The sequence below is a fragment of the Gulosibacter massiliensis genome (genome assembly GCF_900626105.1).
In the GTDB taxonomy this organism is placed as follows: domain Bacteria; phylum Actinomycetota; class Actinomycetes; order Actinomycetales; family Microbacteriaceae; genus Gulosibacter; species Gulosibacter sediminis.
Window position 1 is genome coordinate 90616 of record NZ_UYZX01000001.1, and the last position, 23661, is coordinate 114276.

Consider the following 23661-nt stretch of genomic DNA (forward strand, 5'->3'; position numbering starts at 1 on the left):
GTGACGAATCGTGACGACGTGGATCGTGGCGCTGCGAGACATCGGCTCACTGTTCACTAAGTTCGTGGGGGCTTTGGTGCACGTGCATATGTTTCCGAGGCAACCGATCCAACCCGCTCAAGGAGCTCTATGGCCTCGCGCATCCGCATCGTTCCGATGCTCGCCGCAGCTGTGCTCGCGCTTACCGGCTGCGCGGCCAGCACCACGACGACGAGCAGCGGCGATGCCACCACACCGCAGATGGGTGGCACGCTCGTGTACGGACTGCCCGACGACCTCGGCTGCATCGACCCGCAACAGGTCTCGTCGAACGACGCGATCGTCATGAGTAAGCCGCTCGTGGCGTCGCTGACGTGGCAGAACCCCGACACGGGCGAGATTGAGCCGTGGCTGGCAAGCTCGTGGGAGATCAATGACGAGTCGACCGAGTTCACTTTCCACCTCGCCGACGGCGCGAGCTACTCCGACGGCACACCGGTCGATGCGGCCTCGGTCAAGGCGAATTTCGACAGCATCCTCGAAATGGGTGCCGTCGCGGTGCTTGGCGCGCGGTACACCACCGGCCTCGAATCGGTCGAGACGCCCGACGATATGACGGTGCAGCTCACCTTTGCGTCGCCCCGCGGCGACTTCCTGCAGGCCTCCGCGTCGCAGGCACTCGGGATGATCTCAACCGAGTCGACGAAGAAGTCGCAGGCCGACCGCTGCGCCGGCGACTTCGCGGGCTCTGGCCCGTTCGCCCTCGATCGCTACGAGCCAGACACGATCGCCGTGCTGAAGGGTCGGAAGGACTACGCCTGGGCGCCGCCGAGCGTCGAGAACCAGGGTGCGCCCTACCTCGAGGAGCTTCGCTTCGCCGTCATTCCTGAGTCGTCGACCCTGACGGGCACGCTGCTGAGCAACCAGATTCAGGCGTCGAACAACATCTCGGCGCTCGACCAGGAGATCTTCTCGGAGCGCGGCTTCGAGCTCAACAACCGGGCGAACCCGGGCCAGGTCTACGGCTTCCTCGTCAACTTCGACAGCACGGTGGGCAAAGACCCGGCCGTGCGCCAGGCGCTCATGCACGCGATCGATCGCGACGCCGTCAACTCGCTACTCACGCCGAACGACCGCCCGGCCACCTCGGTGCTCAGCGACACGACGCCGCTCTACAACGACGTCTCCGACGAGTTTGCGTATGACGTCGACCTCGCGAACCAGCTGCTCGACGAGGCCGGTTGGGAGCTCGGCGCCGACGGTGTGCGCGAGAAGGACGGCGAGCGACTGAGCTTCACCCTCGACTACTGGCAGCCGACGGGCGACGCGCTCCAGCTGATTCAGCAGCAATTCAAGGACATCGGCGTCGATATGCAGCTCAAGCAGACCACCGTCGCGCAGCAGACCGGCACCATCGGGGACGGCTCGCGTGCCCTGTGGTGGGTGAACTCGACCCGGGCCGACCCGAGCGCGATGAGCAGCCTGATCGGTCCGAACGCGCTCTTCAACGAAAACCGCCCCGACACGAGCATCGACGAGGCGCTCCAGCGCATCGACGAGATCTCCGACCCCGAGCAGCGGCAGGAGGCGGTCGACGAGGCCGTCGCGCTCATCCTCGAGCAGGGCGCCGTGATTCCGGTCATGCAGCTCTCGACCACGATCGTGTCGTCGCCGACCACGCACGGCATCACGTTTGATGCCTCGAGCCGCGTCGACTTCGCTAGCGCCTGGACGGAGCAGTAACGATGGCGACCTACCTTCTGCGCCGCATCGGCTTCGGCGTCCTCATCATCTGGGCCGCGTTCACCGCGGCCTGGCTCATCCTCTTCTTCCTCCCCGGCGACGCGGTCGCGGCAGCGGGCGTGGATGCGTCCGACCCGGCGGCGCTCGAAGCCCGCCGAGAGGCGCTCGGCCTGAACCGACCCTGGTACGTGCAGTATGTTGCGGCCCTGTTCGGTGCCGTGCGCGGTGACTTCGGCGTCACCGTCGGCACCGGTGAGCCCGTCTCACAGATCATCGCTCGCTCGCTGCCGAACACCCTCGAACTTGTTGGCGTCGCGCTCGTGTTCGCGCTCATCATCGGCCTCGTCGTCGGCATCGCCTCGGTGTACCCCCGCGCCGCCTGGCTGCGCGGGCTGCTCTCGGCGCTGCCGCCCATCGCGATCTCGCTGCCGTCGTTCTGGCTCGGCCTCTTGCTGCTGCAGGCGTTCTCGTTCGGCCTCGGCTGGTTCCCCGCCTACAACACCGGCACGTTCGCCTCGATCGTGCTTCCTGCGCTCTCGCTCGCGATCACGACCGGCGCGTACCTCGCCCAGGTGCTCGCCTCGAGCCTGCGCATCGAAATGGCGAGCGCCTACGCCGAGCAGGTGCGGGCGAAGGGTGCCACGCGCCCCCGCATCGTGTTCGGCCACGCACTGCGCGGCGCGGCGTTGCCCTCCCTCAACATGGTCGGCATCCTCGTCGCCGGCATGCTCGGTGGCACCGTCGTGACCGAGACGGTGTTCTCGCGCAACGGCCTCGGCCGCGAGCTGATCGGCGCGGTCGAGAGCAGCGAGATTTCGGTCGTACTCGCGATCGTCACGATCGCGGCGCTCGTGTTCGTCGTGATCAACCTCCTCGTCGACTTCGTGACCCCGCTCATCGACCGCCGAATCGCGCTGACCGGAAAGGTGGCGGCATAGTGACCTCGCTCACCCAAGTCACCAGCAACGCTGGCGCTCGCTGCAAGGTCGGCCTCGCCGGCAACATTGGCCTCGGCGTCGCCGTGCTGATCGTGCTCGTCGTCGTCGCGTGGGCCATCTGGCCCGGCCTGTTCACCGCGACCGACCCGGCTGCGGTCGACACCGCCGACCGGCTTCAGGCGCCCTCGGGCGCGCATCCCTTCGGCACAAACCAACTCGGGCAAGATGTTTACGCCCGCACCGTCTACGCCGCCTCGGTGACGCTCTCGGCGGCTGCACTCGCGGTCGGGCTCGGCTTCGTGGTCGGCTCGGTGCTCGGCCTGCTCGCGGGCTACCTGCGCGGCTGGGTCGACGAGGTGGTCATGCGCATCGTCGACGTGTTTCTTTCGATCCCCGCCATCCTCCTCTCGATCGCCATTGTCGCCTCGCTCGGCTTCGGCATCGTCGAGATCGGCGTGGCCGTCGGAATCACGTCGATGGCGACCTTCGCCCGCGTCATGCGCTCGTCGGTGCTGCAGAACGCGCAGGCCGTTTACGTGGAGGCCGCGCTCATGAGCGGCGCCCGCTGGTATACCGTGCTCTGGCGCCACATCCTGCCGAACTCAATCACGCCGGTGATCTCGCTCATCGCGCTCGAATTCGGCGTCGCGCTGCTCGCCATCTCGTCGCTGAGCTTCCTCGGCTTCGGTGCGCCGCCAGACGTGCCCGAGTGGGGCGCGCTGATCTCGGCCGGCCGGGACTACATGGCGACCGCTTGGTGGCTGACGGTGCTGCCGGGACTCGTGATCGCAATCGTCGTGCTCGCCGCCTCCTACATTTCGAACCGAATCGCACGGGCAGGTAAGTGATGACGACTGCAACAACCACGCCGCTGCTGCGGGTACGCCAGCTCCACGTCGATTACCAGACCGACGGCGGCGATGTCGCCGGTGTCGCGGGCATCGACCTCGAGGTCAACCGCGGCGAGATCGTCGCGATCGTCGGTGAGTCCGGCTCGGGCAAGTCGACGCTCGCCCGAGCCGTCCTGCACCTGCTTGCGAGCAACGCCACGTCGCGCGCCGAGGAACTCGCGTTCAATGGCCTCGACCTCACCGGGTTGAGCCGCAGCGAGTGGCATCGCGTGCGCGGCGCGCAGCTCGCGCTCGTGCCGCAGGACCCGACGCTCTCGCTCGATCCGCTGCTGCCGGTTGGTCGACAGGTCGCCGAGACCCTGCGCATCCACGGCCTTGCCTCGCGGTCGGCCGCGCCGAAGCGCGCGATCGAGCTGCTTGCCGAGGCCGGGGTCGACCAGCCCGAGGTGCGTGCGCAGCAGCTGCCTTCGCAGCTCAGCGGCGGCCTGCGCCAGCGCGCGCTCATCGCCGCCGCCCTCGCGGGTGACCCCGAGCTGCTTGTCGCCGACGAGCCGACCTCGGCCCTCGACGTGACGGTGCAGCGGCAGATTCTCGACCGGCTCGAGCAACTGCGCAGCGAGCGCGGCCTCGCGGTACTCCTCATTACCCACGACCTCGGCGTCGCGGCCGACCGCGCCGACCGCATCGTCGTGATGCAGCACGGCAAGGTCGTCGAGACCGGCAGGGCCGCGGACGTGCTGCGGGCACCGAAGCACGAGTACACGAAATCGCTGGTCGCGGCGGCTCCGGGCCTCGGCCGCACCGTCGTGCGCGAGCGGCACTTCGTCGACGCGAGCGACGCGCCACTGCTCGAGCTCGAGGACGTGCACAAGACGTACCGCATTCGCCGAGGCGAGACCCTCGACGCCGTGGGCGGCGTGAGCCTGCACATCCACAAGGGCGAAACCTATGCGCTCGTCGGCGAATCGGGCTCGGGCAAGACGACGACGGCGCGCGTCGCGCTGCAGCTTGAACCGGCCACGTCGGGTCGCGTCAGGTTCGGGGGAGAGGACGTGACGGGCGCCCGCGGCGAGGCCGCTCGCGAGCTGCACCGCCGGTTCCAGCTTGTGCACCAGAGCCCGTTCGCCTCGCTCAACCCACTGCGCACCATCGGCCAGACCATCGCCGAGCCGCTTCGCGAGTTCTCGGTCGTCGCACCGAAGCAGCGGGATGCGCGGGTCGCCGAGTTGCTCGATTCCGTCGCGCTGCCGCCGGAGTTTGCCTCGCGCCGACCCGAGCAGCTCTCGGGCGGCCAGCGCCAGCGCGTCGCGATCGCCCGCGCGCTTGCTTCCGAGCCCGAGTGCATCGTGCTTGACGAGGCCGTCTCGGCCCTCGATGTCTCGGTACAGGCGCAGGTGCTCGACCTGCTCGCGCGCCTCCAGCGCGAGACCGGGGTCGCGTACCTGTTTATTACGCACGATTTAGGCGTCGTGCGCGAACTCGCCGACCGAGTGGGAGTATTGCGACAGGGCCAGATGGTCGAAACCGGGTACACCACCGAGGTGCTCGACCACCCAACCGAGGCATACACGCGGGCACTCGTGCAGGCGATTCCGGGCACCAATCTCAACGTTGCCGGGGCCTCGCAGCCCACCGGCGCGAACGAATCGAACGACTAGGAGCATGACAGTGACGAGCAAGTTCTCGATCGGACTCGCGGCCAAGGGAGCCGGCTGGCATGCCGGCGCGGATGCGGTGGGCGGCTTCGCGCCGCAGGACCCGGCCGCGTGGGCCAAGCTCGCGCAGCGCGCCGACGAGGCCGGCATCGACGTGCTCACCATCGAAGACTCGCTGGCGCCGCTCGGCACCTCGGCGAGTTTCGACTCGTTCATACTGACGAACTGGCTTGCGCCGCAGACGACGCGCATCGGCCTCGTGCCGGCCGCGACGACTTCGCTGCTCGAGCCGTTCCACACCGCGACCGCCGTGGCAACGCTCGACTACACGTCGGGGGGGGCGCGCCGCCGTGCGGCTGCGCACCGGTGGCTTCGCGGACGAGAGCGCCGCGGTCGGTCGAGAGGACACACTCGGCAACATCCGCGAGGCCCGCGCGCTGCCTGCTCAGGAATTCGAGCGACTCATCGCCGATCGCTTCAACGAGGGCGTCGAGTTCGCCGAGGTCGTGCGTCTGCTCTGGGACTCGTGGGAGGACGACGCGGAGATCCGCGACCTCGCGACGAGCCGCTTCATCGACCGCGAGCGCATCCACAACCCCGAGTTCACGGGCGAGCACTTCTCGGTGTTCGGCGCGTCGATTACGCCGCGCCCGCCGCAGGGGCAGCCGCCGGTGTTCTCGCTCGCGCACACGCACACGCCGTACCGCTTCGCCGCGGTGACCGCCGACGTCGTGCTCATCACGCCCGAGACCGAGGGCACGCTCGAGGAGATTCTCGCGTCGCTCGCCGAGGGCGCGAGCGCCGTCGACCGGCAGGGCAGCCCGCTCAAGGTCTGGGTCGACTACAAGATCCTCATCGCCGATGACGCGGCGGCTCGCCTCGCCGAGCTTGAGGCCGCGGGCGGTGAGCTCGCCAGCGACGCCGCGCTGATTGCCGGCACCGCCGATGAGGTGGCCGCACGCATCCTCGAACTGCGCGACGCCGGCATCGACGGCATCCGCGTGCGCCCCCTCGTGACTGACCGCGACACCGAGGCGTTCATCTCGGAGGTACTGCCGAAGCTGCGCGACGCCGGGGTCGAGCCCGCCGAGGGCGCCACCCTGCGCGAGCGGCTCGGACTCGCGCCCGCCGCCAACCGTTTCGTGACAACCCCGCCGTTCACCGCGAACGCGGCCGCCGTCACTGCCAGCACCCAGGAGGTCTCCGCATGAGCGAGCAGCACCGTCAGATTCACTTCGCCGCACACTTCCCGGGCGTCAACCAGCAGACCATCTGGAGCGACCCGAATGCGGGCAGCCAGATCGAGTTCGAGTCGTTCCGTCGCTTCGCGGAAATCGCCGAGCGCGGCGTCATGGACTACATCTTCCTCGCCGAGGGTTTGCGTCTGCGCGAGCGCAACGGCGAGATCCTCGACCTCGACGTGCTCGGCCGCCCGAACACGGTTTCGATCCTCGCGGCGCTCGCCGCTGTGACGAAGCACATCGGCCTCGTCGGCACGCTGACCACCACGTACAACGAACCCGTCGACCTCGCGCGCCAGCTGCGCAGCCTCGACGTGCTGTCGAACGGCCGCGCGGGCTGGAACGTCGTCACGACGACCAACGCCTTCACCGGAGCGAACTTCCGCAAGGGCGATCACCTGCCATACCCCGAGCGCTATCTGCGCGCGCAGGAAATGATTAGCGCGCTCGAGCAGCTCTGGGAGACCGAGCTCGGCGAGACCACGACGCTCGACAGCCGGTACTTCCAGGCCACCGCGACGCAGACGCTCCCCGCGAGCCCGCAGGGCCGACCGCTGTTGGTGCAGGCGGGCGCCTCGGGCGAGGGGCGCGACATCGCGGCCCGCAACGTTGACGTCGTGTTCTCGATGTTCGGTGAATTCGCCGAGGGCCAGAAGTTCCGCACCGACCTCGACGAGCGACTCGAGCACTTCGGCCGGGGCGCCGAAGACCTCAAGATTCTGCCGGCGATCACGCTCGCGATCGGCGACACCGAGGCCGAGGCACAGCAGCACGCGCAGGCGATTCGGCACGCGCAGGTGAGCGGCCCGAACGCGATCTACTTCATGGAACAGATCTGGGGGCGTGAGCTGAGCGGCGTCGACCCCGACGGTCCGCTGCCCGACTTCGACCCCGTGCCGCCGACGCACGCGACCGGCCGTGTGCCGCACTACGGCGACGTCGAGGAGCGCACCGCGCTCGTGAACCGCTGGCGCGCCGAGTCGGAGGCCGAGGGCCTCAGCCTGCGCGACCTCGCGGTGCGCGGATACGGTCGCCCGAGCCTCATCGGCACGCCCGAGCAGATCGCCGACGAGATCATTCGCCGGGTCGACGAGCGCGCCTGCGACGGCTTCACCCTCGTCGGCGACATCGTGCCCGACGGCCTCGCTGAGTTCGTCGACCGAGTCGTGCCGATCCTGCAGGAGCGCGGCGCCTACCGTACCGAATACCCTGAGAACCCCACCCTGCGAGAGCTGCTCGGCAGCGCGGCCGCACCTTCTGTACCGTTGGAGACCCCGGAACGAGTATGAGCCGACACAATCGCGCGATCCGTCTCGTCGACCGCGACGCCCATCAGCCGACCCGCTGCATCACCTTCGTTGGTGCCGGGCCGGCTGCTGCGGGCGTCGTCGAGCGAATCGCCGCGAACCAGGCCGAGATCGATGACCGGCCGCTGATCATCCACCTCGTCGACCCCTACCCACCCGGCGCGGGGCGGATCTGGCGCGACCAGCAGTCGGGGCTGCTCAAGCTCAACTCGATGGCCGGCGATGTGACGATGTTCACCGACGACTCAAGCACGATCGACGGAGCGATCGAGCCGGGTCCCGACCTGGCGGCCTGGGCCGAGTTCGTGCGAACCCGCCGCATCACCGACGTCGACATTGACGTTGACCGTGACCCGGAGCTCGCGGCAGAGCTCGACGGACTGCGGCCCGAGAGCTTCCCAACGCGTCGCCTGCACGAGCGCTACATGACCTGGTGCCTCGAGCGCAGCGCCGACCGCCTGCAGCCCGGCTCGAAGGTGATGTGGCACCGAGCGGCCGTGGTCAGCGTGAGCGACACCGAGACCGGCGCGCAGGTCGTCGAACTCGACTCGGGCGACGAACTCACGACCGATCTCGTCATCTACACCTTCGGCCACCTTGGCTCGCACGTGAGCGGTGAGGCGAAGTTTTTCACCGACTTCGCGCAGGCGAAGCAGGCGCGGTACTACGCGCCGGCGTTCACCGCCGACCTCGACTACGGCGACATTGCGCCCGGCGACGAGGTGCTCGTGCGCGGACTCGGCCTCGCTGCCATCGATCTCGTCGTCATGCTCACCCTTGGCCGTGGCGGCGAGTTCGTGCGCGACCGCGGCGAGCTGCAGTATGTTCCAAGCGGTCGCGAGCCGAAACTGCTGCTGAGCTCGCGTCGCGGCGTGCCCTATCGCTCGAAGGTCGCCGCCCCGCTGCGCGGCAGCCACTACGAGCCGCGCTTCTTCACGCCCGAGATCGCGCAGCAACTCGCCGACTCGGTCGCCGAACTGCAGTTCTACCGTGACCTCTGGCCGCACATCGAACGTGAGCTCCACCACGGGTACTACCTCGAACTGTTCACGGGCTCGCCCCGCCGCGTCTCGCTGCCGTGGTCGGAGTTCCTCGAGGGGCTCGAGACACTCGACCTCCACGGCGAGGACTACCGGGCGCTCGTCGAGCGCGCGGTGCCGGATGCTGCCGACCGGCTCGACGTGGATGCGCTCGACCGGCCACTCGCTGGCGAACGCTTCGAGAGCGCCGACGAGCTGCAGGCGCGCGTGCGCGAGCACATGCGCAACGACCTGCTGCGCCGCACCGACCACCGCTACTCGGAAAACACCGGCCTGTTCGTGGCACTCTTCCGGATCTACCTCGCCGTGGCCGAGCTCGCGACGGCGCGCAACTGGCAGCCCGAGTCGTACCTCAACGACTTCCAGCGCCGCTGGTACAAGTTCTTTAGCTACATCGCCTCGGGCCCTCCCGGCGAGCGCATCGAGCAGCTCATCGCGCTGAGCGAGGCGGGCGTGATCGAATTCGCCGGTGCCGACGTGCACGTGCGCGCCGACGGTGAGACGGGGCAGTTCGTGGCCACGAGCCCGAGCCTGCCCGGCGAACGCCGCAGCGACACGCTCATCGACGCGTGGCTGCCCGACCCGAGCATCCGCACTACCGATTCCGCGGTGCTGCGCGATCTCATCGACTCCGGTGCGGGCCGCGAGCAGGTCGTCGGCTCGACGCCAAGTGGCTACGTCGACGTGCGACTCAGCGACGGCCGGCTGATCCGCGCCGGCGGTGGCGTGCATCCCCGCCGCTACGCAGTGGGGCCCGGCACGAGCACGCCGCAGGGCGGCGCGTTCGCGCGACCGCACACGAACGCGCTCTCGTTCCGTATCTGGGATCGGGTCGCGCGGGCGATTCTTGGCGAGCTCGTCGAGATTCGCGGCGCGGGTGACCACTCGACCGTGCACACGGGCGCCTCCGACACCGAGCTTGAGCAGATCTTCGACGGGGCCGCGTACTTCCAGCCCGACACCGAGTCGACGCGCTAGCGCACGGCCTAGGCTGGTCGGCATGAGCAAATTCGATCCAGCCGAACTTGCCGAGCAGCTGCGCGACCGCGTGCAGCTCGGTATGCCGAACACCATTGACCGCCTCGCTCGCCTTGTGCGCATCCCCTCGGTTTCGTGGGATGCGTTCGACCGCGAGCACGTGAGCGCGAGCGCCGAACGCGTGCGCGAGCTGTTCGCGGGTACCGGCATGTTCGACGAGGTGGGCATCCACCAGTACGACATCGACGACGAGACGCCTGGGCAGCCGGGCGTGATCGCTCGCCGCGAAGCGAGCGAGGGCTGGCCGACCGTGCTGCTCTACGCCCACCACGACGTGCAGCCGCCCGGACGCGACGAGCTCTGGGACACCCCGGCCTACGAGCCGACGCTTGTGGGGGAGCGGCTCTACGGCCGCGGCGCCAGCGACGACAAGGCCGGCGTGCTGCTGCACGTTGCCGCGCTCGAGACATTGCACGACCTCTGGGAGGCCGACGGCGAGCGCTTCCCGCTCGGCGTTTCGATCTTCGTCGAGGGCGAAGAGGAAAACGGCTCGGGCAGCTTCACGAAGTTCCTCGATGCCCATCGCGAGGCGCTCGGCGCCGATTACATCATCGTCGCCGACAGCGATAACGCGGCAATCGACGTGCCATCGCTCACCGTCGCGCTGCGCGGCAATGTCACCTTCAACCTCACGGTGCGCACGCTGCGTCACGCCTCGCACTCAGGCATGTTCGGCGGCGCGGCACCGGATGCGATGCTCGCGGCAGTGCGTTTGCTCGACACCCTCTGGAACGCCGACGGCTCGGTCGCGGTCGAAGGTCTCGATAGCCACGACGCGCAGGTGCCAGAGATGCCGGCGTCGCAGCTCGTTGAGGAGGCGGGCGTCATCGGCGGTGAGTTGCTCGGCAGCGGCCCCGTGCTCGCGCGCACCTGGTACCAGCCGTCGGTCACCGTCACCGGCATCGACGCGCCCGACGTCGCGAACGCCTCGAACACGCTCATCCCCGAGGTGCGCGTGCGTATCTCGGCTCGCATCGCTCCGGGCACGGACGCCGAGGCCGCGGCCGAGGCGCTGCAGTCACACCTGCGGGCGAATGCGCCGTTCGGTGCCGAGCTCGAGTTCGATTCGCTGAATACCGGCCGGCCGTTCCTCGTCGACGTCGACGGCGATGGCGTCGAGCGGATGCGCGCGGCGATGGCCGAATGCTGGGGCGCGGACGCGCAGCTCTCGGGCATCGGTGGGTCGATCCCGTTCATCGCCGACCTGGTCGACCGCTTCCCGGCGTCGCAGATCCTCGTGACGGGTGTCGAGGACCCAGCAACCCGGGCGCACTCGCCCAACGAGTCGCAGCATCTCGGCGTGCTGCACCGCGCGATCCTCACCGAGGCGTGGTTCCTTGCCGACCTCGCCGAGAATCCGCCGCTTCGTGACGGATCGGCCGAACGGGAATAGAATTTTTCGAAGCGACGTTCTGAACGTCAGAGCGCTGGCGCTGTGACGGCGCGGCGAGGGCAGGAGAAGACATGACACAGGTACTCGATGGCATCACCATCACCGAAAACACGCACGGCGTGACGCTCACGCAGGCGGCCGCCGACAAGGTGAAGTCGCTGCTCACGCAGGAGGGTCGTGATGACCTGCGTCTGCGCGTTGCGGTGCAGCCGGGCGGATGCTCGGGGCTGATTTACCAGCTTTACTTTGACGAGCGCGAGATGGCGAACGATGCGTCGGTCGACTTCGACGGCGTCGAACTCATCGTCGACGAAATGAGCGCGCCCTACCTCGATGGCGCGTCGATCGACTTCGCCGACACGATCGAAAAGCAGGGGTTCGCGATCGACAACCCGAACGCGGGCGGCAGCTGCGCCTGTGGTGACTCGTTCCACTGAGTCTCTTGAGAACCGCGCACGGCGGGTCCGTACTGATACCGGTGCGGGCCCGCCGTTCGTTTCCGTGGCGGACCCGTGTCTGGCCGCCCGCCCGTTGCGAAGGGTCTACACTGAGAGTTGTCTGTATGCATCTTCTCGAAAGGTCCAACGTGCGGAAGAACCACCGGAAAATCGCGGCATCACTGGCGCTTGCTGCCCTCGCCTCGGTGACGCTGGCCGGATGTACTGCCCAGGAGCTCAATGGCTTCATGCCCGGCGAAGTTGGCACAAGCGACTTGGGCGACATGGTCTCGACGTTCTGGGTGAACTCGTGGATCGTGCTGCTTGTCCTCGGTGTGTTTGTCTGGGGACTCATCATCTGGGCGACCGTCGTCTACCGCCGCCGCAAGAACGACACAGGCATGCCGCGACAGATCCGCTATCACATGCCGATCGAGATGCTCTTCACGATCGTGCCGGTGATCTTGGTTGCCGGCTTCTTCGCATTCACCGCGCGTGACCAGGCCATCGCCGAAGAGGTCTACACCGAGGGTGAGATGGACGTACACATTGAGGTGTACGGCAAGCAGTGGGCGTGGGACTTCAACTACCTGCCCGTTGATGGTTCGGAGTACGACGGCAACGTCTACTACCAGGGCGTTCAGGCCGAAGAGGTACGCGACGAGAATGGCGACACGACCGGCGAGATCAACGAGGACGAGCTTCCCACGCTCTACCTGCCGGTTGGCGCGCAGGTGACGATTGACCTCAAGTCCCGAGACGTTGCGCACTCCTTCTGGGTGCCGGAGTTCCACTACAAGGAAGACACGATCCCGGGCAAGACCAACCACTTCTCGATGGTTGCGGAGCGCGAAGGCACGTACATCGGTAAGTGTGCCGAGCTGTGCGGTGAGTACCACTCGATGATGCTCTTCAAGGTGGAGGTCGTCTCTCAGGCCGAGTACAACGAGTACATCCAGTCGCTGCGCGACGAAGGCAACACCGGTGCCGTCGGCGACGAGGCCAACCGCAACAACCAGAACCCTGGCACCAAGGTTCCGGTCATCGAGCACGACGAAGCTGAATAATCTCTAGGGCAGGGTGAAATGACTACTACGCAGAACAGACCCGCGGCAGCGCAGTCGCCGCAGGCCGCAGAGCCCGATCTGACGCCGAGCAAGGTGGGCAACAAGGGCAATTTGATCATCGATCTCCTCACCACCACCGACCACAAAAAGATCGGGTACATGTACCTGGTCTCATCGGTCGTGTGGTTCTGCATTGGTGGCGTGATGGCGCTCCTCATCCGCGGGCAGCTCTTTGCCCCCGGCATGGAGATGATCGCGACGAAGGATCAGTACAACCAGCTCTTCACGATGCACGGCACGATCATGCTGCTGATGTTCGCGACCCCGCTGTTCTCGGGATTCGCCAACGTGCTGCTGCCGCTGCAGATCGGAACGGCCGACGTTGCCTTCCCTCGCCTGAACGCCTTCGCGTACTGGCTCTACTCCTTCGGCGCGATCACTGCCGTGATGGGCTTCCTCACCCCGGGTGGTGCGGCCGCCTTCGGTTGGACCGCCTACACGCCCCTTTCGCTGACGACGTTCTCGCCGAGCGTCGGTGGCAGCCTCTGGCTCGCAGGCCTAGCCCTGACGGGGTACGGCACCATCTTTGGTGCCGTGAACTTCATCACGACGATCGTCACGATGCGCGCGCCGGGTATGACCATGTGGCGCATGCCGATCTTCACTTGGAACACCCTCATCACCTCGATCCTCATCCTGTTCGCCTTCCCGGTGCTCACCGTTGCCTGGTTCGGCGTGCTGATGGACCGCGTATTTGGTACCCATATCTACGACGTGGATGCGGGCGGTGCGATCCTCTACCAGCACCTGTTCTGGTTCTTCGGCCACCCAGAGGTGTACGTCATTGCGCTGCCGTTCTTCGGTATCGTCTCCGAAATCTTCCCGGTGTTCAGCCGCAAGCCGATCTTCGGTTACAAGACGCTCGTGCTCGCTACCATTTCGATCGCCGCGCTGTCGGCTTCGGTGTGGGCGCACCACATGTACGTCACTGGTTCGGTACTCCTGCCGTTCTTCTCGCTGATGACCATGCTCATTGCTGTGCCAACGGGTGTGAAGATCTTCAACTGGCTCGGCACCATGTGGCGCGGTTCGATCACGTTCGAGACACCGATGCTCTGGTCGCTCGGCTTTCTCGTCACCTTCCTCTTTGGTGGTCTCACCGGCGTTATCCTGGCGTCGCCAATGCTCGACTTCCCGATCTCCGATACCTACTTCGTGGTCGCGCACTTCCACTACGTCATCTTCGGTACCGTCGTGTTCGCGATGTTCGCGGGCTTCTACTTCTGGTGGCCGAAGTGGACGGGTAAGATGCTCAACGAGGGCCTCGGCAAGGTTCACTTCTGGCTGCTGTTCGTCGGCTTCCACCTCACATTCCTCGTGCAGCACTGGCTCGGCGTCCTCGGCATGCCCCGTCGCTACTACACCTACCAGGCCGAGGACAACTTCACGTGGGCCAACCAGGTCTCGACCATCGGCGCCATCGTGCTCGCGATCTCGATGATCCCGTTCTTCCTCAACGTGTACCTGACGCACCGCAACGGCAAGAAGGTCACGGTCAACGACCCGTGGGGCTACGGCGGCTCGCTCGAGTGGGCGACCAGCTGCCCGCCGCCGCGCCACAACTTCACGGAGATCCCGCGCATCCGTTCGGAGCGTCCGGCGTTCGACCTCAACCACCCCGAGTACGCGGCGCCGGGTGCCCACCTGGAGTCCGACACCGTTGCGAGCGGAAAGGCGCACTAGTCCAAGATGAAAACCACACGCAATATTCTGTGGGGCCTCACCGCCTTCTACTTCGCAGTGTTCGTCGGTTACACCGTGTGGACCGCGGTTATCGAGAAGGAAGCTGAGTGGGTCGGTATCGTCGCCTTCGCACTCATGAGCCTCTTCTCCGCGTTCATCGCGTGGTACATGGGTCTCGAGAACAAGCCATTCGCTCGTAACCTCCTGCCGGAGGACCGCGAGGAGGCCGAAATCAGCGAGGCTGACCCCGAGCTGGGCGTGTTCGCCCCCCACTCCATGTGGCCCGTGATCCTTGCCGCGGCCATCGCTGCCGTGTTCGCGTCGATCTGCTTCGGCTGGTGGCCGGTCTTCTGGTTTGCCCCGATCGGGGTCGTCGGTCTGCTCGGCTGGATGTTCGAGTTCTACCGCGGCAAGTACGCGCACTAGCGATTCGCTGAACGGAGCCCTGCAATCTCACGGTTGCAGGGCTTCGTTCGGTTCAGGCGGATGCTCGATAATTGGGTGATGGTCACCGCGAACGAACTCGTCGAGCTGCGCATGATTGCCCAAGGGTTCGTCACGGCTCCCTTCGCGACTCCGGCCGCCGCCGCGGCACACCTCTCGGCGTCCCAGGGCCAGCACCTCGGCGGTGTCATTGCTTCCCTGGCACTCCGCACGACGAGCGGGGCGCGCGCCGACGTTGTGTCGGCCTTCGCTCGCGGCGAGATCGTGCGCGGCTATCCGATGCGCGGAACTGTGTTTGCCGTCGCCGCCGACGACCTCGCCTGGCAGCTCGCACTCACCGGGCCCCGCCAGCTCGCCTCCGCCAGGCGACGGCGGATCGAGCACGGGCTCGATGAGTTGGTGCCGCAGGCGGCCGAGCTCGCCCGGGCGGCGATCGCGGCGTCGCCCGACCGAGCCATCACCAGGGCAGCCCTCGGCGAGGCGTGGGAGGCCAACGACATCCCGACCGATTCCGGCCGGCTCTACCACCTCGTGTTCACACTCATGGCCCGGGGCGACGTCGCGTACGGGCCGCTGCGGGGCAGCGACCACCTGCTCGTCGACGCGCACGAGTGGCTGCCGGGCAGTTCGTCCCTCGAGGCGCGTTTCAACAGCGACGAGCGTGCCGCGCTCGGGCACTGGCTTCGGGCGTACCTCACCGGGCATGGTCCGGCGACGCTGCGCGACTTCGCGTGGTGGACGAAGCTGCCGCTTGGGCGCATCCGGGCCGCCGAGGCCGAGGCCACCTCCGAGCTCGAAGCGTACGGCGAGCTCGAGGGCGAGACCCGGTGGGGTCGCGCCGGCCTGCGCGAGGAGCGCGAGCGAATCGGCGCCGAGACGCTCGCCGTTGGCCGCCTGCTGCCCCCGTTCGACGAATTGGTACTCGGGTATCCCGACCGCCACTACATCGTGCCAGCGGAGCACCACGCCCGACTCGTGCCGGGCAACAACGGCGTCTTTCGCCCCTCGGCGGTCCGCCGCGGCGCGATTCTCGGCACCTGGAGCGCGAAGCAGCGGGCGGCGGGCCGCGAGTTCTTGCTCGAATCGTTCGCCGAGTCGGTGTCGGAGGCGGCGCGGGCCGAGTTCGCGCGCGCGTTCGCGAGCTATCCGCATCCAGAGCCGGATGCGGCGGGGGAGTAGCGCTCAGCCGCGCTAGTCGCCGTAGTGGTCGCGCACGATCTCGCCCGCGGTCACGGCGTCGCGGAAGCGCCGGACGTTGCCGGGGTGGATCGCGACGAAGCTGAAGAGGATGCCGACGATGGCAGTCCAGGCGAGCAGCGTCAGCACGTCGCCGGTCAGAGTCATGGGGATGAACCCGACGACGTACCCGCCGGCCATCGCGGCGGCGGCGTCGCCAGCCGAGAGGCGGGCCACGCGCGCCTCGGTGAAGTCCTTCGTGCCGGGCACGAACGAACGCATCACGACATAGCCGAGCGCGTAGCCGACCGACACGAGCGCGCTGACGATGAGCCAGCTGCCGAAGAGCGCCGGGAAACCGCTGGCGGCGAGATTCTGTCGGCCGGTCTCGGTGGCGTAATGAAAGAGGAAAAACGAAACACCCCAGGCGAGGAAGGTGGTGACACCGATTGCAACCGCCGTCGGGCGCACCGGGCCACGAATCGCCGAGGCGAACACGCGAACATCGTCGTCGTGCGCTGCGGCGCCCCCCGCCGGGGTGTTTCGCGGCATCGACTATTCGCCGAAGTTCGACTCAACGAGCGCGACGAGACCATTCACGGCGGCCTCGGCCTCGGGGCCCTCGGCGACGAGGGCGAGCTCGGTGCCCTTGGTGGCGCCCATGGCCATGATGCCGAGGAGGCTCTTCGCGTCAACGCCGTTGACGGTGACCTTCGCGTCGTACTTCGAGGCCTCCTTGACGAATTCCGAGGCGGGGCGGGCGTGCAGCCCGGTTTCGTTGTTCAGGGTGACGCTGCGGCTGATCTGATCGGACATAGTTACTCCTCGCGGTGATGCACTGGCGTGCTGCGGACGGCTTCTACCGTACTCAAACTTCGGTGTTGAACTTCTGGGATGCGGCCACGAATTGGTCAAGCTGTTCGATGGCCTTGCCGCTGTCGATCGCCGCTGCCGCGACCTCGATCTTTTCGGCGAGGCGATCCCGAATCGGGCGCTCGATCGACTCGGGCGACTTGGCGAGGTCGAACGCGACGAGACCACCAGCCGAGTTGAGCAGCACGATGTCGCGCACGGCGCCAGCGCGGTCGCCGCGCAGCGTCTCGCGGGCGATCTCGGCGTTCAACTCGGGCGTGCCACCGAGCAGCTCCTCGAGGTCGTAGGTGCCGAGGCCCACATCGCGGGGGTGCAGGTCATGCTCGGCGACGTCGCCGCCCGAGACCTCCCAGATGTGCGAGTAGCCGGTCACGGTGAGCTCGTCGAGGCCGTCGTCGCCACGGAACACGAGCGCGGCGGCGCCACGCGTGCGAAACACGCCGACGATCACGGGGATCGATTCGCGGCGGGCGACGCCGACGGCGGATGCCTCGGCTCGCGTCGGGTTCGAGAGCGGGCCGAGCGAGTTGAACACGGTCGGAACACCGAGCTCCTTGCGCACCTTGCCCGCGTAGCCGAAGCCCGGGTGGAACAGTGAGGCGTAGAGAAATGCCTGGCCCGTCTCGGCGAAGATCTGCTCGAGGGCCTCGGCGTCGGTGCTGTGCACGGCGCCGAGCGCAGTGAGCACGTCAGAGGCGCCTGACTTCGCCGAGGCGGCGCGGCCGCCATGCTTGAGCACAGGGGTGCCGGTGGCAGCGATCACGAACGACGACATCGTCGAGACGTTGACGGTGCCGATCATGTCGCCGCCGGTGCCGACAATGTCGACGCCCCAGGCGGGGAGCTTGGTGGGCACGGCCTTCGCGAGAATGGCATCCCGGAAGCCAATGACCTCTTCGACGGTCTCGCCCTTGGCCCGCAGCGCGATGAGCCATGCGGCAAGTCGAGCGTCGGTGACGTTGCCAGCCATGACTTCTTCCATGGCCCAGGTTGCCTGGCGAACTGAGAGGTCCTCGCCGCGAAGCAGGGAATCAAGCATTTCGGGCCATGTTTGCAGCGAAGTCATAACAAAAAGAGTAGCGGGCGAAGAAATGCCGCCCCGCCTGTCAACTTTGCGAACCTGGGAAATCGGTCATAATGGTCATGTGACTTCTGCATCTCCCACTCCGACTGCACCGCGGGTCCATCGCCCCAATACTGTGGCGATTGGCACGATCGTCTGGCTTGGCTCCGAAGTAATGTTCTTCGCTGGCCTGTTCGCCATCTTCTTCACGCTTCAGGCCATGGCCCCGGCGCAGTTCGATGCCGGGCACGCCATGCTGAACATCCCCTTCGCCGTTGGCAACACGATCGTCCTCATCTCGAGCTCGTTCACGTGCCAGATCGGCGTTTCGCACGCTGAGGCTGGCCGTCGCAGCCGCAAGGACAACGGCGGTCGCTGGGCCACCATTGAGTGGTTCTACCTCAGCGCGATCCTCGGTTCGATATTCATCGCGGGTCAGGTCTTCGAGTACGCCACGCTGGTCAGCGAGGGCTACGTGCTCAACCTGAACTCGTACACGAGTGCCTTCTTCATGGCCACGGGCTTCCACGGTCTGCACGTGACGGGCGGCATTCTTGCCTTCCTCATCGTGATCGTGCGCCTCTACGCCGTCCGCAAGATGGGCAAGCGCGAGATGCAGAGCGCCATGGCGATCTCCTACTACTGGCACTTCGTTGATGTCGTCTGGGTGGGCCTGTTCTTCGTCATCTACATCCTGCCGTTCATTCAGTAGCCGAGCCGAGGAGAAAGTTCGCTCATGTCTCTCACCACAACGAACCGCTCGGCCGCGAAGCGGAAGTCACGAGGGCGCGCACGTCGCAGCCCGCTCGCGACCGCGGCCCTGCTGGGAATCGGCCTGCTGCTGACGGGTGGCGCCTACGGTGCCATTGACACCGTCGTGGCCAACGCTGCCGAGGGTGGCAGCGAGGTCGACATGAACAGCGCGCAGACCATCGAGGCCGGCGAGACGCTGTTCAACTCGAACTGCGCCACCTGCCACGGTATGAACGCGGTTGGCACCACCGAAGGCCCGAGCTTGATCGGTGTCGGCGCCGCCGCCGTCGACTTCCAGGTCGGCACCGGCCGCATGCCGATGCAGAACAACGCGCCGCAGGCGCCCGCCAAGCCCGTGCAGTTCACCGACGAAGCGACTGCGCAGCTCGCGGCCTACGTCGCATCGCTCGCCCCCGGCCCCGCGATTCCGGACGACGAGTACCTGCAGGGTGACGGCGACGCCGCCCGCGGTGCAGAACTCTTCCGCATCAACTGCGCCATGTGCCACAACGTCGCCGCTGCCGGCGGTGCGCTCACCGAGGGCAAGTTCGCTCCCGAGCTGCAGACGGTCGCGCCCGAGCACATCTACGAGGCCATGGTCACAGGCCCGCAGAACATGCCGGTCTTCAGCGACACGAACCTCACGCCGCAGGACAAGGCCGACATCATCACCTCGATTCAGTGGATGACGCAGAACACCTCGATGGTCGGCGGCTACAACCTCGGGTCGATCGGCCCCGTCGCGGAGGGTCTGTTCATCTGGATCTTCGGCCTCGGTGCTGCCACCGGCTTTGCCATCTGGATCACTTCGCGGCCTAACTAGCCGTTCGATTCGTCACGTTTTTACTCCTCCACACTCCAGAAAGGCATCACCATGGCTGAAGACGAACACGGCGGCGAGCTTCGCACCGCCAATTCGTCGGACCGTGAGGTCAGCTCTGGCACGCTCGTAGAGCCCGCCGAGCCGCTCGAGAATCCGGGTCTGCCGGCGCATCACCACAAGGTGACCGACACGGATTCCGCTAAGGAAAAGAACACGGCGCGCGTCATCACGCTGCTGTTCTGGATCTCTCTCGCGTCCACGATTTTTGCGGTGCTCGCCTACTTCATCTGGCCGATCGACCGTGAAGACATCACGAGCGTTCGCTGGAACAACATGTTCGTCGGCCTCGGCATTGCCTTCGGCATGCTCTCGATCGGCTTCGGCGCGGTCGCGTGGTCGAAGTACCTGATGAAGGACGAGGAGATGGTCGAGGCCCGTCACAAGACGGGGGGCTCGCCGGCGACCAAGAAGCGCGTTGCCGAGATCTTCAAGCAAGCCGATGAGGAGTCGGGCTTCAGTCGTCGCAAGCTGCTACGCAACTCGCTCATCACCTCGGTGCTCGCGCTGCCGCTGCCCGGCATCGTGATGCTGCGCGACTTCTACAACGCGAACAACCCGAAGCCCGTTGAACTCATGCACGAAACGCTCTGGGACACCGGCGTGCGCCTCGTACGCGACCCCACCGGCACGCCCATCAAGGCGTCCGAGGTCACCATCGGGTCCGCGTTCCACGTGATCCCCGACGGCCTGCTCGAGGTCGAGCACGGCATGCTCAACGAGAAGGCAAAGGCCGTCGTGTTGCTCATGCGTCTGCCCGAGGAAAGCCTCAACGAGGCCGAGGACCGCAAGGACTGGTCGTACCACGGCATCGTCGCGTACTCGAAGGTCTGTACTCACGTCGGTTGCCCGGTCGCGCTCTACGAGCAGCAGACCCACCACCTGCTGTGCCCCTGCCACCAGTCGCAGTTCGATGTGACTGACCACTGCCGCGTCATCTTCGGCCCGGCGGGCCGTCCGTTGCCGCAGCTGCCCATCACCGTTGACAGCGAGGGTTACCTGGTCGCTCAGAGTGACTTCCACGAGCCTGTCGGCCCGACCTTCTGGGAGCGTCGCCATGACTACAACGTTTAAGGCACCTGCCGCCGAGACCGGCGCGGTCGCGAAGGCGGCCGTCTGGTTCGACGAGCGCACGAGCGTCTCGGGCGCCGTGAAGGAGCTCGGCCGCAAGATCTTCCCCGACCACTGGTCGTTCATGCTCGGTGAGGTCGCGCTCTACAGCTTTATCGCGATCCTCCTCTCGGGCACGTTTCTCACCTTCTTCTTCGACCCGTCGATGGCGCACGTCGAGTACGAAGGCTCGTACGTGCCGCTGCAGGGCATGGGTATGTCGGCAGCCATGGCGTCGACGCTCGACATCTCGTTTGATGTCCGCGGTGGTCTGCTCATGCGCCAGGTGCACCACTGGGCGGCGCTGCTGTTCGTGGCGTCGATCATGCTGCACATGGCCCGCATCTACTTCACCGGTGCGTTCCGCAAGCCGCGTGAACTCAACTGGGTCATCGGCCTCGTGCTCTGGGTCATCGCGATGCTCGAGGGCTTCTCGGGCTACTCGCTGCCTGACGACCTGCTCTCGGGTAACGGTCTTCGCATCGTCGACGGCATGATTAAGGGCGTTCCAGTGCTCGGCACCTGGATCTCCTTCTGGCTGTTCGGCGGCGAGTTCCCTGGTGACGCGATCGTCGGCCGCCTCTACTCACTGCACATCATGCTGCTGCCGGCCTTGCTCATCGTGTTCCTCGTGCTGCACCTGCTGCTCATGGTCGTGAACAAGCACACGCAGTGGCCTGGCCCCGGTAAGACCGAGGGCAACGTCGTCGGCAACCCGGTACTCCCGGTGTTCGCGGGCAAGGCCGTTGGCTTCATGTTCCTCGTGCTCGGCCTCATCTTCTTCATCGCGTCGACGTTCCAGATCAACCCGATTTGGAACTATGGCCCGTACGACCCGTCGCCGGTTTCGGCAGGTACGCAGCCTGACTGGTACATCGGCTTCGGTGACGGCATGCTGCGACTGATCCCGCCGGGCCTCGAGGTTCCGATCGGCACGAGCTACACGATCACGTTCGCGATCCTCATCCCGTTCGCGTTCATGGGTCTGTTCGTCATCGGCCTGTTCGTGTACCCGTTCATCGAGTCGTGGATCACGGGTGACAAGCGCGAGCACCACCTGCTCGACCGACCGCGCAACGTGCCGTTCCGCACCGCGCTCGGCGCCGCGTGGATCAGCTTCTACGCCACAATGTGGGCGGCCGCGTCGTCCGACCTCATCGCCACGCACTTCCACATGGCGATGGAGCACGTCATCCACTTCCTACAGTTCTGGTTGATCATCGGAACGTTCATCGTCTACTTCGTCGTGCACCGCGCGTGTATCGCGCTGCAGAAGGCCGACCGCAACCTCGCGCTGCACGGCCACGAGTCGGGCCGCGTCGTGCGCCTGCCGCACGGTGAGTTCCAGGAAGTCCACGTGCCCCTCACTGACGACGAGCAGTTCGAGCTGCAGTACGACAACTTCGTGCCGGTGCAGCCCTACACGGATGCAAATGGCAAGAAGCAGGGCAAGCTGCGTGCGCGCCTGTCGCGCTGGTTCTTCGCCGACCGCATCGAGCCGGTCACGAAGGCTGAGATCGAGGCAAGCAAACACCACCACGGTGAACTGCACTAACGCCGCAGAACGAGGGCGGGCCCGAAGCAATTGCTTCGGGCCCGCCCTCGTTTTCGCGTGAGTTTCGCCGCTCTCGAAATACTGCAGGGCGTATACAGTAAAGTGAACCGCGAAGTCCGCACGTGTGTGAACAAAGGAGTTGGCCAAGTGGCTGAGGCATACATCATCGATGGCGTCCGCACCCCCGTGGGGCGCTACGGCGGGGCACTCGCTTCGGTCCGTTCCGACGACCTGGCCGCACTCGTGATCGGCGAGGTCGTGCGCCGCAGTGGCATCGATGCCGCCGCGGTCGACGAGGTCGTGTTCGGCAATGCGAACGGTGCTGGCGAGGAGAACCGCAACGTCGCCCGCATGGCGTGGCTGCTGGCGGGGCTGCCACAGGAGGTGCCGGGGTTCACGATCAACCGGCTCTGCGCATCCGGCATGACTTCGATTGTTACGGCGTCACAGATGGTGCGCTCGGGCGACGCTGACCTCGTCGTCGTGGGCGGCGTTGAGTCGATGACGCGCGCGCCATGGGTGGTCGAAAAGCCGGGGAGCGCCTGGGCGAAGCCCGGCCAGAGCTACGACACGTCGATCGGCTGGCGCTTCCCGAACCCCCGCTTCGTCGACGGCGAGCTCGCCCGCGACGGCAAGATGACCTTCTCGATGCCCGAGACCGGCGAGGAAGTCGCCGAGGTCTTCGGCATCAGCCGCGAGGACGCCGATGCCTTCGCGGTGCGCTCGCACGAGAACGCCTTCGCGGCGATCGAAGCTGGCCGCTTCGACAATGAGATCGTGCCTGTCGAGGTGCGCGACCGCAAGGGCAACGTGACGGTCGTCGACACCGACGAGGGGCCGCGCGCGGGCACGACGCTGGAGGTCCTCAGCCGGCTTCGCCCGGTGGTGAGGCCAGGCGGCGTGGTCACCGCCGGCAATTCTTCGTCGCTCAATGATGGCGCCTCCGCGCTCGTGATTGCCTCCGACCGCGCGATCGAGCGCTTCGGTCTCACGCCTCGCGCCCGCATTGCGGGCTCTGGCTCGGCCGGTGTAGCGCCCGAGATCATGGGAGTCGGCCCGGTGCCTGCGACGCGCAAGGCCCTCGACCGCGCTGGGTGGTCGCTCGACTCGGTGGGCGCGATCGAGCTCAACGAGGCGTTCGCGACGCAATCGCTCGCCACGCTGCGCGAACTCGGTGCCGACCAAGGCCGGGTGAATCGCAACGGTGGCGCGATCGCGCTCGGTCACCCGCTCGGTTCCTCCGGTGCCCGCATCACCGTGACCCTCATGAACCGCATGGAGCAGGAGGGGGCCGACCGCGGCCTCGCCACGATGTGCATCGGCGTTGGCCAGGGCACCGCCGTGCTGCTCGAGCGCCCGTAGCCGCCCGCTATCG

21 protein-coding genes are annotated in these 23661 nt (G+C 66.7%); 18 read left to right on the forward strand and 3 right to left on the reverse strand.

The window, feature by feature from the left end; all coding sequences use genetic code 11:
• Positions 1-129 precede the first annotated feature (129 nt).
• The 13 genes from EJL01_RS00425 to EJL01_RS00485 all read left to right on the forward strand — a co-directional run bounded on the left by EJL01_RS00425 (position 130) and on the right by EJL01_RS00485 (position 16055).
• Complete coding sequence (locus EJL01_RS00425; protein ID WP_125105768.1) at positions 130-1722, forward strand: ABC transporter substrate-binding protein; 1593 nt, start codon at positions 130-132, stop codon at positions 1720-1722.
• A 2-nt stretch (positions 1723-1724) separates the two neighbouring features.
• Positions 1725-2660, forward strand: coding sequence for an ABC transporter permease (locus EJL01_RS00430; protein WP_125105769.1), 936 nt, complete (start codon positions 1725-1727; stop codon positions 2658-2660).
• Positions 2660-3508, forward strand: coding sequence for an ABC transporter permease (locus EJL01_RS00435; protein WP_125105770.1), 849 nt, complete (start codon positions 2660-2662; stop codon positions 3506-3508). The genes EJL01_RS00430 and EJL01_RS00435 overlap by 1 nt, the downstream gene beginning before the upstream one ends.
• Positions 3508-5169, forward strand: a complete 1662-nt coding sequence (locus EJL01_RS00440; RefSeq protein WP_125105771.1) for a dipeptide ABC transporter ATP-binding protein — start codon at positions 3508-3510, stop codon at positions 5167-5169. The genes EJL01_RS00435 and EJL01_RS00440 overlap by 1 nt, the downstream gene beginning before the upstream one ends.
• 227 nt (positions 5170-5396) lie before the next feature.
• Positions 5397-6377, forward strand: a complete 981-nt coding sequence (locus EJL01_RS00445; RefSeq protein ID WP_125105772.1) for an LLM class flavin-dependent oxidoreductase — start codon at positions 5397-5399, stop codon at positions 6375-6377.
• Positions 6374-7696 (forward strand): LLM class flavin-dependent oxidoreductase, encoded by a 1323-nt coding sequence (locus EJL01_RS00450; RefSeq protein WP_125105773.1) that lies wholly within the window; start codon positions 6374-6376, stop codon positions 7694-7696. Before EJL01_RS00445 ends, EJL01_RS00450 begins: the two co-directional genes overlap by 4 nt.
• Positions 7693-9732, forward strand: a complete 2040-nt coding sequence (locus EJL01_RS00455; protein ID WP_125105774.1) for an FAD/NAD(P)-binding protein — start codon at positions 7693-7695, stop codon at positions 9730-9732. The genes EJL01_RS00450 and EJL01_RS00455 overlap by 4 nt, the downstream gene beginning before the upstream one ends.
• Positions 9733-9754: 22 nt before the next feature.
• Positions 9755-11185, forward strand: coding sequence for a dipeptidase (locus EJL01_RS00460; RefSeq protein WP_125105775.1), 1431 nt, complete (start codon positions 9755-9757; stop codon positions 11183-11185).
• Positions 11186-11256: 71 nt separating this feature from the next.
• A complete protein-coding gene (gene erpA, locus EJL01_RS00465) occupies positions 11257-11622 on the forward strand; it encodes an iron-sulfur cluster insertion protein ErpA (protein ID WP_125105776.1) in 366 nt (121 codons plus the stop codon).
• Between the two features lie 149 nt (positions 11623-11771).
• Positions 11772-12689, forward strand: coding sequence for an aa3-type cytochrome oxidase subunit II (gene ctaC / locus EJL01_RS00470; RefSeq protein WP_241209062.1), 918 nt, complete (start codon positions 11772-11774; stop codon positions 12687-12689).
• Between the two features lie 18 nt (positions 12690-12707).
• On the forward strand, positions 12708-14432 hold the full coding sequence (gene ctaD / locus EJL01_RS00475) for an aa3-type cytochrome oxidase subunit I (RefSeq protein WP_125105778.1): 1725 nt from the start codon (positions 12708-12710) through the stop codon (positions 14430-14432).
• Positions 14433-14438: 6 nt separating this feature from the next.
• Entirely contained in the window at positions 14439-14858 is a 420-nt protein-coding gene (ctaF, locus tag EJL01_RS00480) for an aa3-type cytochrome oxidase subunit IV (RefSeq protein ID WP_125105779.1), read from the forward strand.
• A 78-nt stretch (positions 14859-14936) separates the two neighbouring features.
• Complete coding sequence (locus EJL01_RS00485; RefSeq protein ID WP_125105780.1) at positions 14937-16055, forward strand: winged helix DNA-binding domain-containing protein; 1119 nt, start codon at positions 14937-14939, stop codon at positions 16053-16055.
• Between the two features lie 12 nt (positions 16056-16067).
• On the opposite strand, the gene EJL01_RS00490 is transcribed toward EJL01_RS00485, so the two are convergent.
• The 3 genes from EJL01_RS00490 to trpD are packed head-to-tail and all read right to left on the reverse strand — an operon-like array spanning position 16068 to position 17991.
• Positions 16068-16604 carry a hypothetical protein gene (locus tag EJL01_RS00490; protein ID WP_125105781.1) on the reverse strand — a complete coding sequence of 179 codons (537 nt, stop codon included), beginning with the start codon at positions 16602-16604 and terminating at the stop codon, positions 16068-16070.
• A 3-nt stretch (positions 16605-16607) separates the two neighbouring features.
• Positions 16608-16868 carry an HPr family phosphocarrier protein gene (locus EJL01_RS00495; protein WP_193127766.1) on the reverse strand — a complete coding sequence of 87 codons (261 nt, stop codon included), beginning with the start codon at positions 16866-16868 and terminating at the stop codon, positions 16608-16610.
• 52 nt (positions 16869-16920) lie between these two features.
• The gene (trpD, locus tag EJL01_RS00500; RefSeq protein ID WP_125105782.1) at positions 16921-17991 is read right to left on the reverse strand and encodes an anthranilate phosphoribosyltransferase; all 1071 of its coding nucleotides are present in this window, start codon (positions 17989-17991) and stop codon (positions 16921-16923) included.
• A gap of 25 nt (positions 17992-18016) precedes the next feature.
• Between trpD and ctaE the strand changes: the two genes are divergently transcribed.
• From ctaE to EJL01_RS00525, 5 genes are all read left to right on the forward strand, one after another.
• The gene (gene ctaE / locus EJL01_RS00505; RefSeq protein WP_125105783.1) at positions 18017-18700 is read left to right on the forward strand and encodes an aa3-type cytochrome oxidase subunit III; all 684 of its coding nucleotides are present in this window, start codon (positions 18017-18019) and stop codon (positions 18698-18700) included.
• 24 nt (positions 18701-18724) lie between these two features.
• A complete protein-coding gene (gene qcrC / locus EJL01_RS00510) occupies positions 18725-19564 on the forward strand; it encodes a cytochrome bc1 complex diheme cytochrome c subunit (RefSeq protein ID WP_125105784.1) in 840 nt (279 codons plus the stop codon).
• Positions 19565-19615: 51 nt separating this feature from the next.
• The gene (gene qcrA / locus EJL01_RS00515) at positions 19616-20695 is read left to right on the forward strand and encodes a cytochrome bc1 complex Rieske iron-sulfur subunit (RefSeq protein WP_125105785.1); all 1080 of its coding nucleotides are present in this window, start codon (positions 19616-19618) and stop codon (positions 20693-20695) included.
• The gene (gene qcrB / locus EJL01_RS00520; protein WP_125105786.1) at positions 20679-22286 is read left to right on the forward strand and encodes a cytochrome bc1 complex cytochrome b subunit; all 1608 of its coding nucleotides are present in this window, start codon (positions 20679-20681) and stop codon (positions 22284-22286) included. The genes qcrA and qcrB overlap by 17 nt, the downstream gene beginning before the upstream one ends.
• Positions 22287-22433: 147 nt before the next feature.
• Positions 22434-23648, forward strand: coding sequence for a thiolase family protein (locus tag EJL01_RS00525; protein WP_125105787.1), 1215 nt, complete (start codon positions 22434-22436; stop codon positions 23646-23648).
• Positions 23649-23661 lie beyond the last annotated feature (13 nt).

What these genes read in the sequence shown, in the direction of transcription:
- EJL01_RS00430 (WP_125105769.1), top strand. Translation starts at nt 1,725, where the DNA reads ATGGCGACCTACCTTCTGCGCCGCATCGGCTTCGGCGTCCTCATCATC.
- qcrB (WP_125105786.1), top strand. Translation starts at nt 20,679, where the DNA reads ATGACTACAACGTTTAAGGCACCTGCCGCCGAGACCGGCGCGGTCGCG.
- EJL01_RS00485 (WP_125105780.1), top strand. Translation starts at nt 14,937, where the DNA reads ATGGTCACCGCGAACGAACTCGTCGAGCTGCGCATGATTGCCCAAGGG.
- ctaE (WP_125105783.1), top strand. Translation starts at nt 18,017, where the DNA reads ATGCCGCCCCGCCTGTCAACTTTGCGAACCTGGGAAATCGGTCATAAT.
- EJL01_RS00455 (WP_125105774.1), top strand. Translation starts at nt 7,693, where the DNA reads ATGAGCCGACACAATCGCGCGATCCGTCTCGTCGACCGCGACGCCCAT.
- EJL01_RS00450 (WP_125105773.1), top strand. Translation starts at nt 6,374, where the DNA reads ATGAGCGAGCAGCACCGTCAGATTCACTTCGCCGCACACTTCCCGGGC.
- ctaD (WP_125105778.1), top strand. Translation starts at nt 12,708, where the DNA reads ATGACTACTACGCAGAACAGACCCGCGGCAGCGCAGTCGCCGCAGGCC.
- erpA (WP_125105776.1), top strand. Translation starts at nt 11,257, where the DNA reads ATGACACAGGTACTCGATGGCATCACCATCACCGAAAACACGCACGGC.
- EJL01_RS00490 (WP_125105781.1), bottom strand. Translation starts at nt 16,604, where the DNA reads ATGCCGCGAAACACCCCGGCGGGGGGCGCCGCAGCGCACGACGACGAT.
- EJL01_RS00495 (WP_193127766.1), bottom strand. Translation starts at nt 16,868, where the DNA reads ATGTCCGATCAGATCAGCCGCAGCGTCACCCTGAACAACGAAACCGGG.
- EJL01_RS00460 (WP_125105775.1), top strand. Translation starts at nt 9,755, where the DNA reads ATGAGCAAATTCGATCCAGCCGAACTTGCCGAGCAGCTGCGCGACCGC.
- ctaF (WP_125105779.1), top strand. Translation starts at nt 14,439, where the DNA reads ATGAAAACCACACGCAATATTCTGTGGGGCCTCACCGCCTTCTACTTC.
- trpD (WP_125105782.1), bottom strand. Translation starts at nt 17,991, where the DNA reads ATGACTTCGCTGCAAACATGGCCCGAAATGCTTGATTCCCTGCTTCGC.
- qcrA (WP_125105785.1), top strand. Translation starts at nt 19,616, where the DNA reads ATGGCTGAAGACGAACACGGCGGCGAGCTTCGCACCGCCAATTCGTCG.
- qcrC (WP_125105784.1), top strand. Translation starts at nt 18,725, where the DNA reads ATGTCTCTCACCACAACGAACCGCTCGGCCGCGAAGCGGAAGTCACGA.
- EJL01_RS00425 (WP_125105768.1), top strand. Translation starts at nt 130, where the DNA reads ATGGCCTCGCGCATCCGCATCGTTCCGATGCTCGCCGCAGCTGTGCTC.
- EJL01_RS00440 (WP_125105771.1), top strand. Translation starts at nt 3,508, where the DNA reads ATGACGACTGCAACAACCACGCCGCTGCTGCGGGTACGCCAGCTCCAC.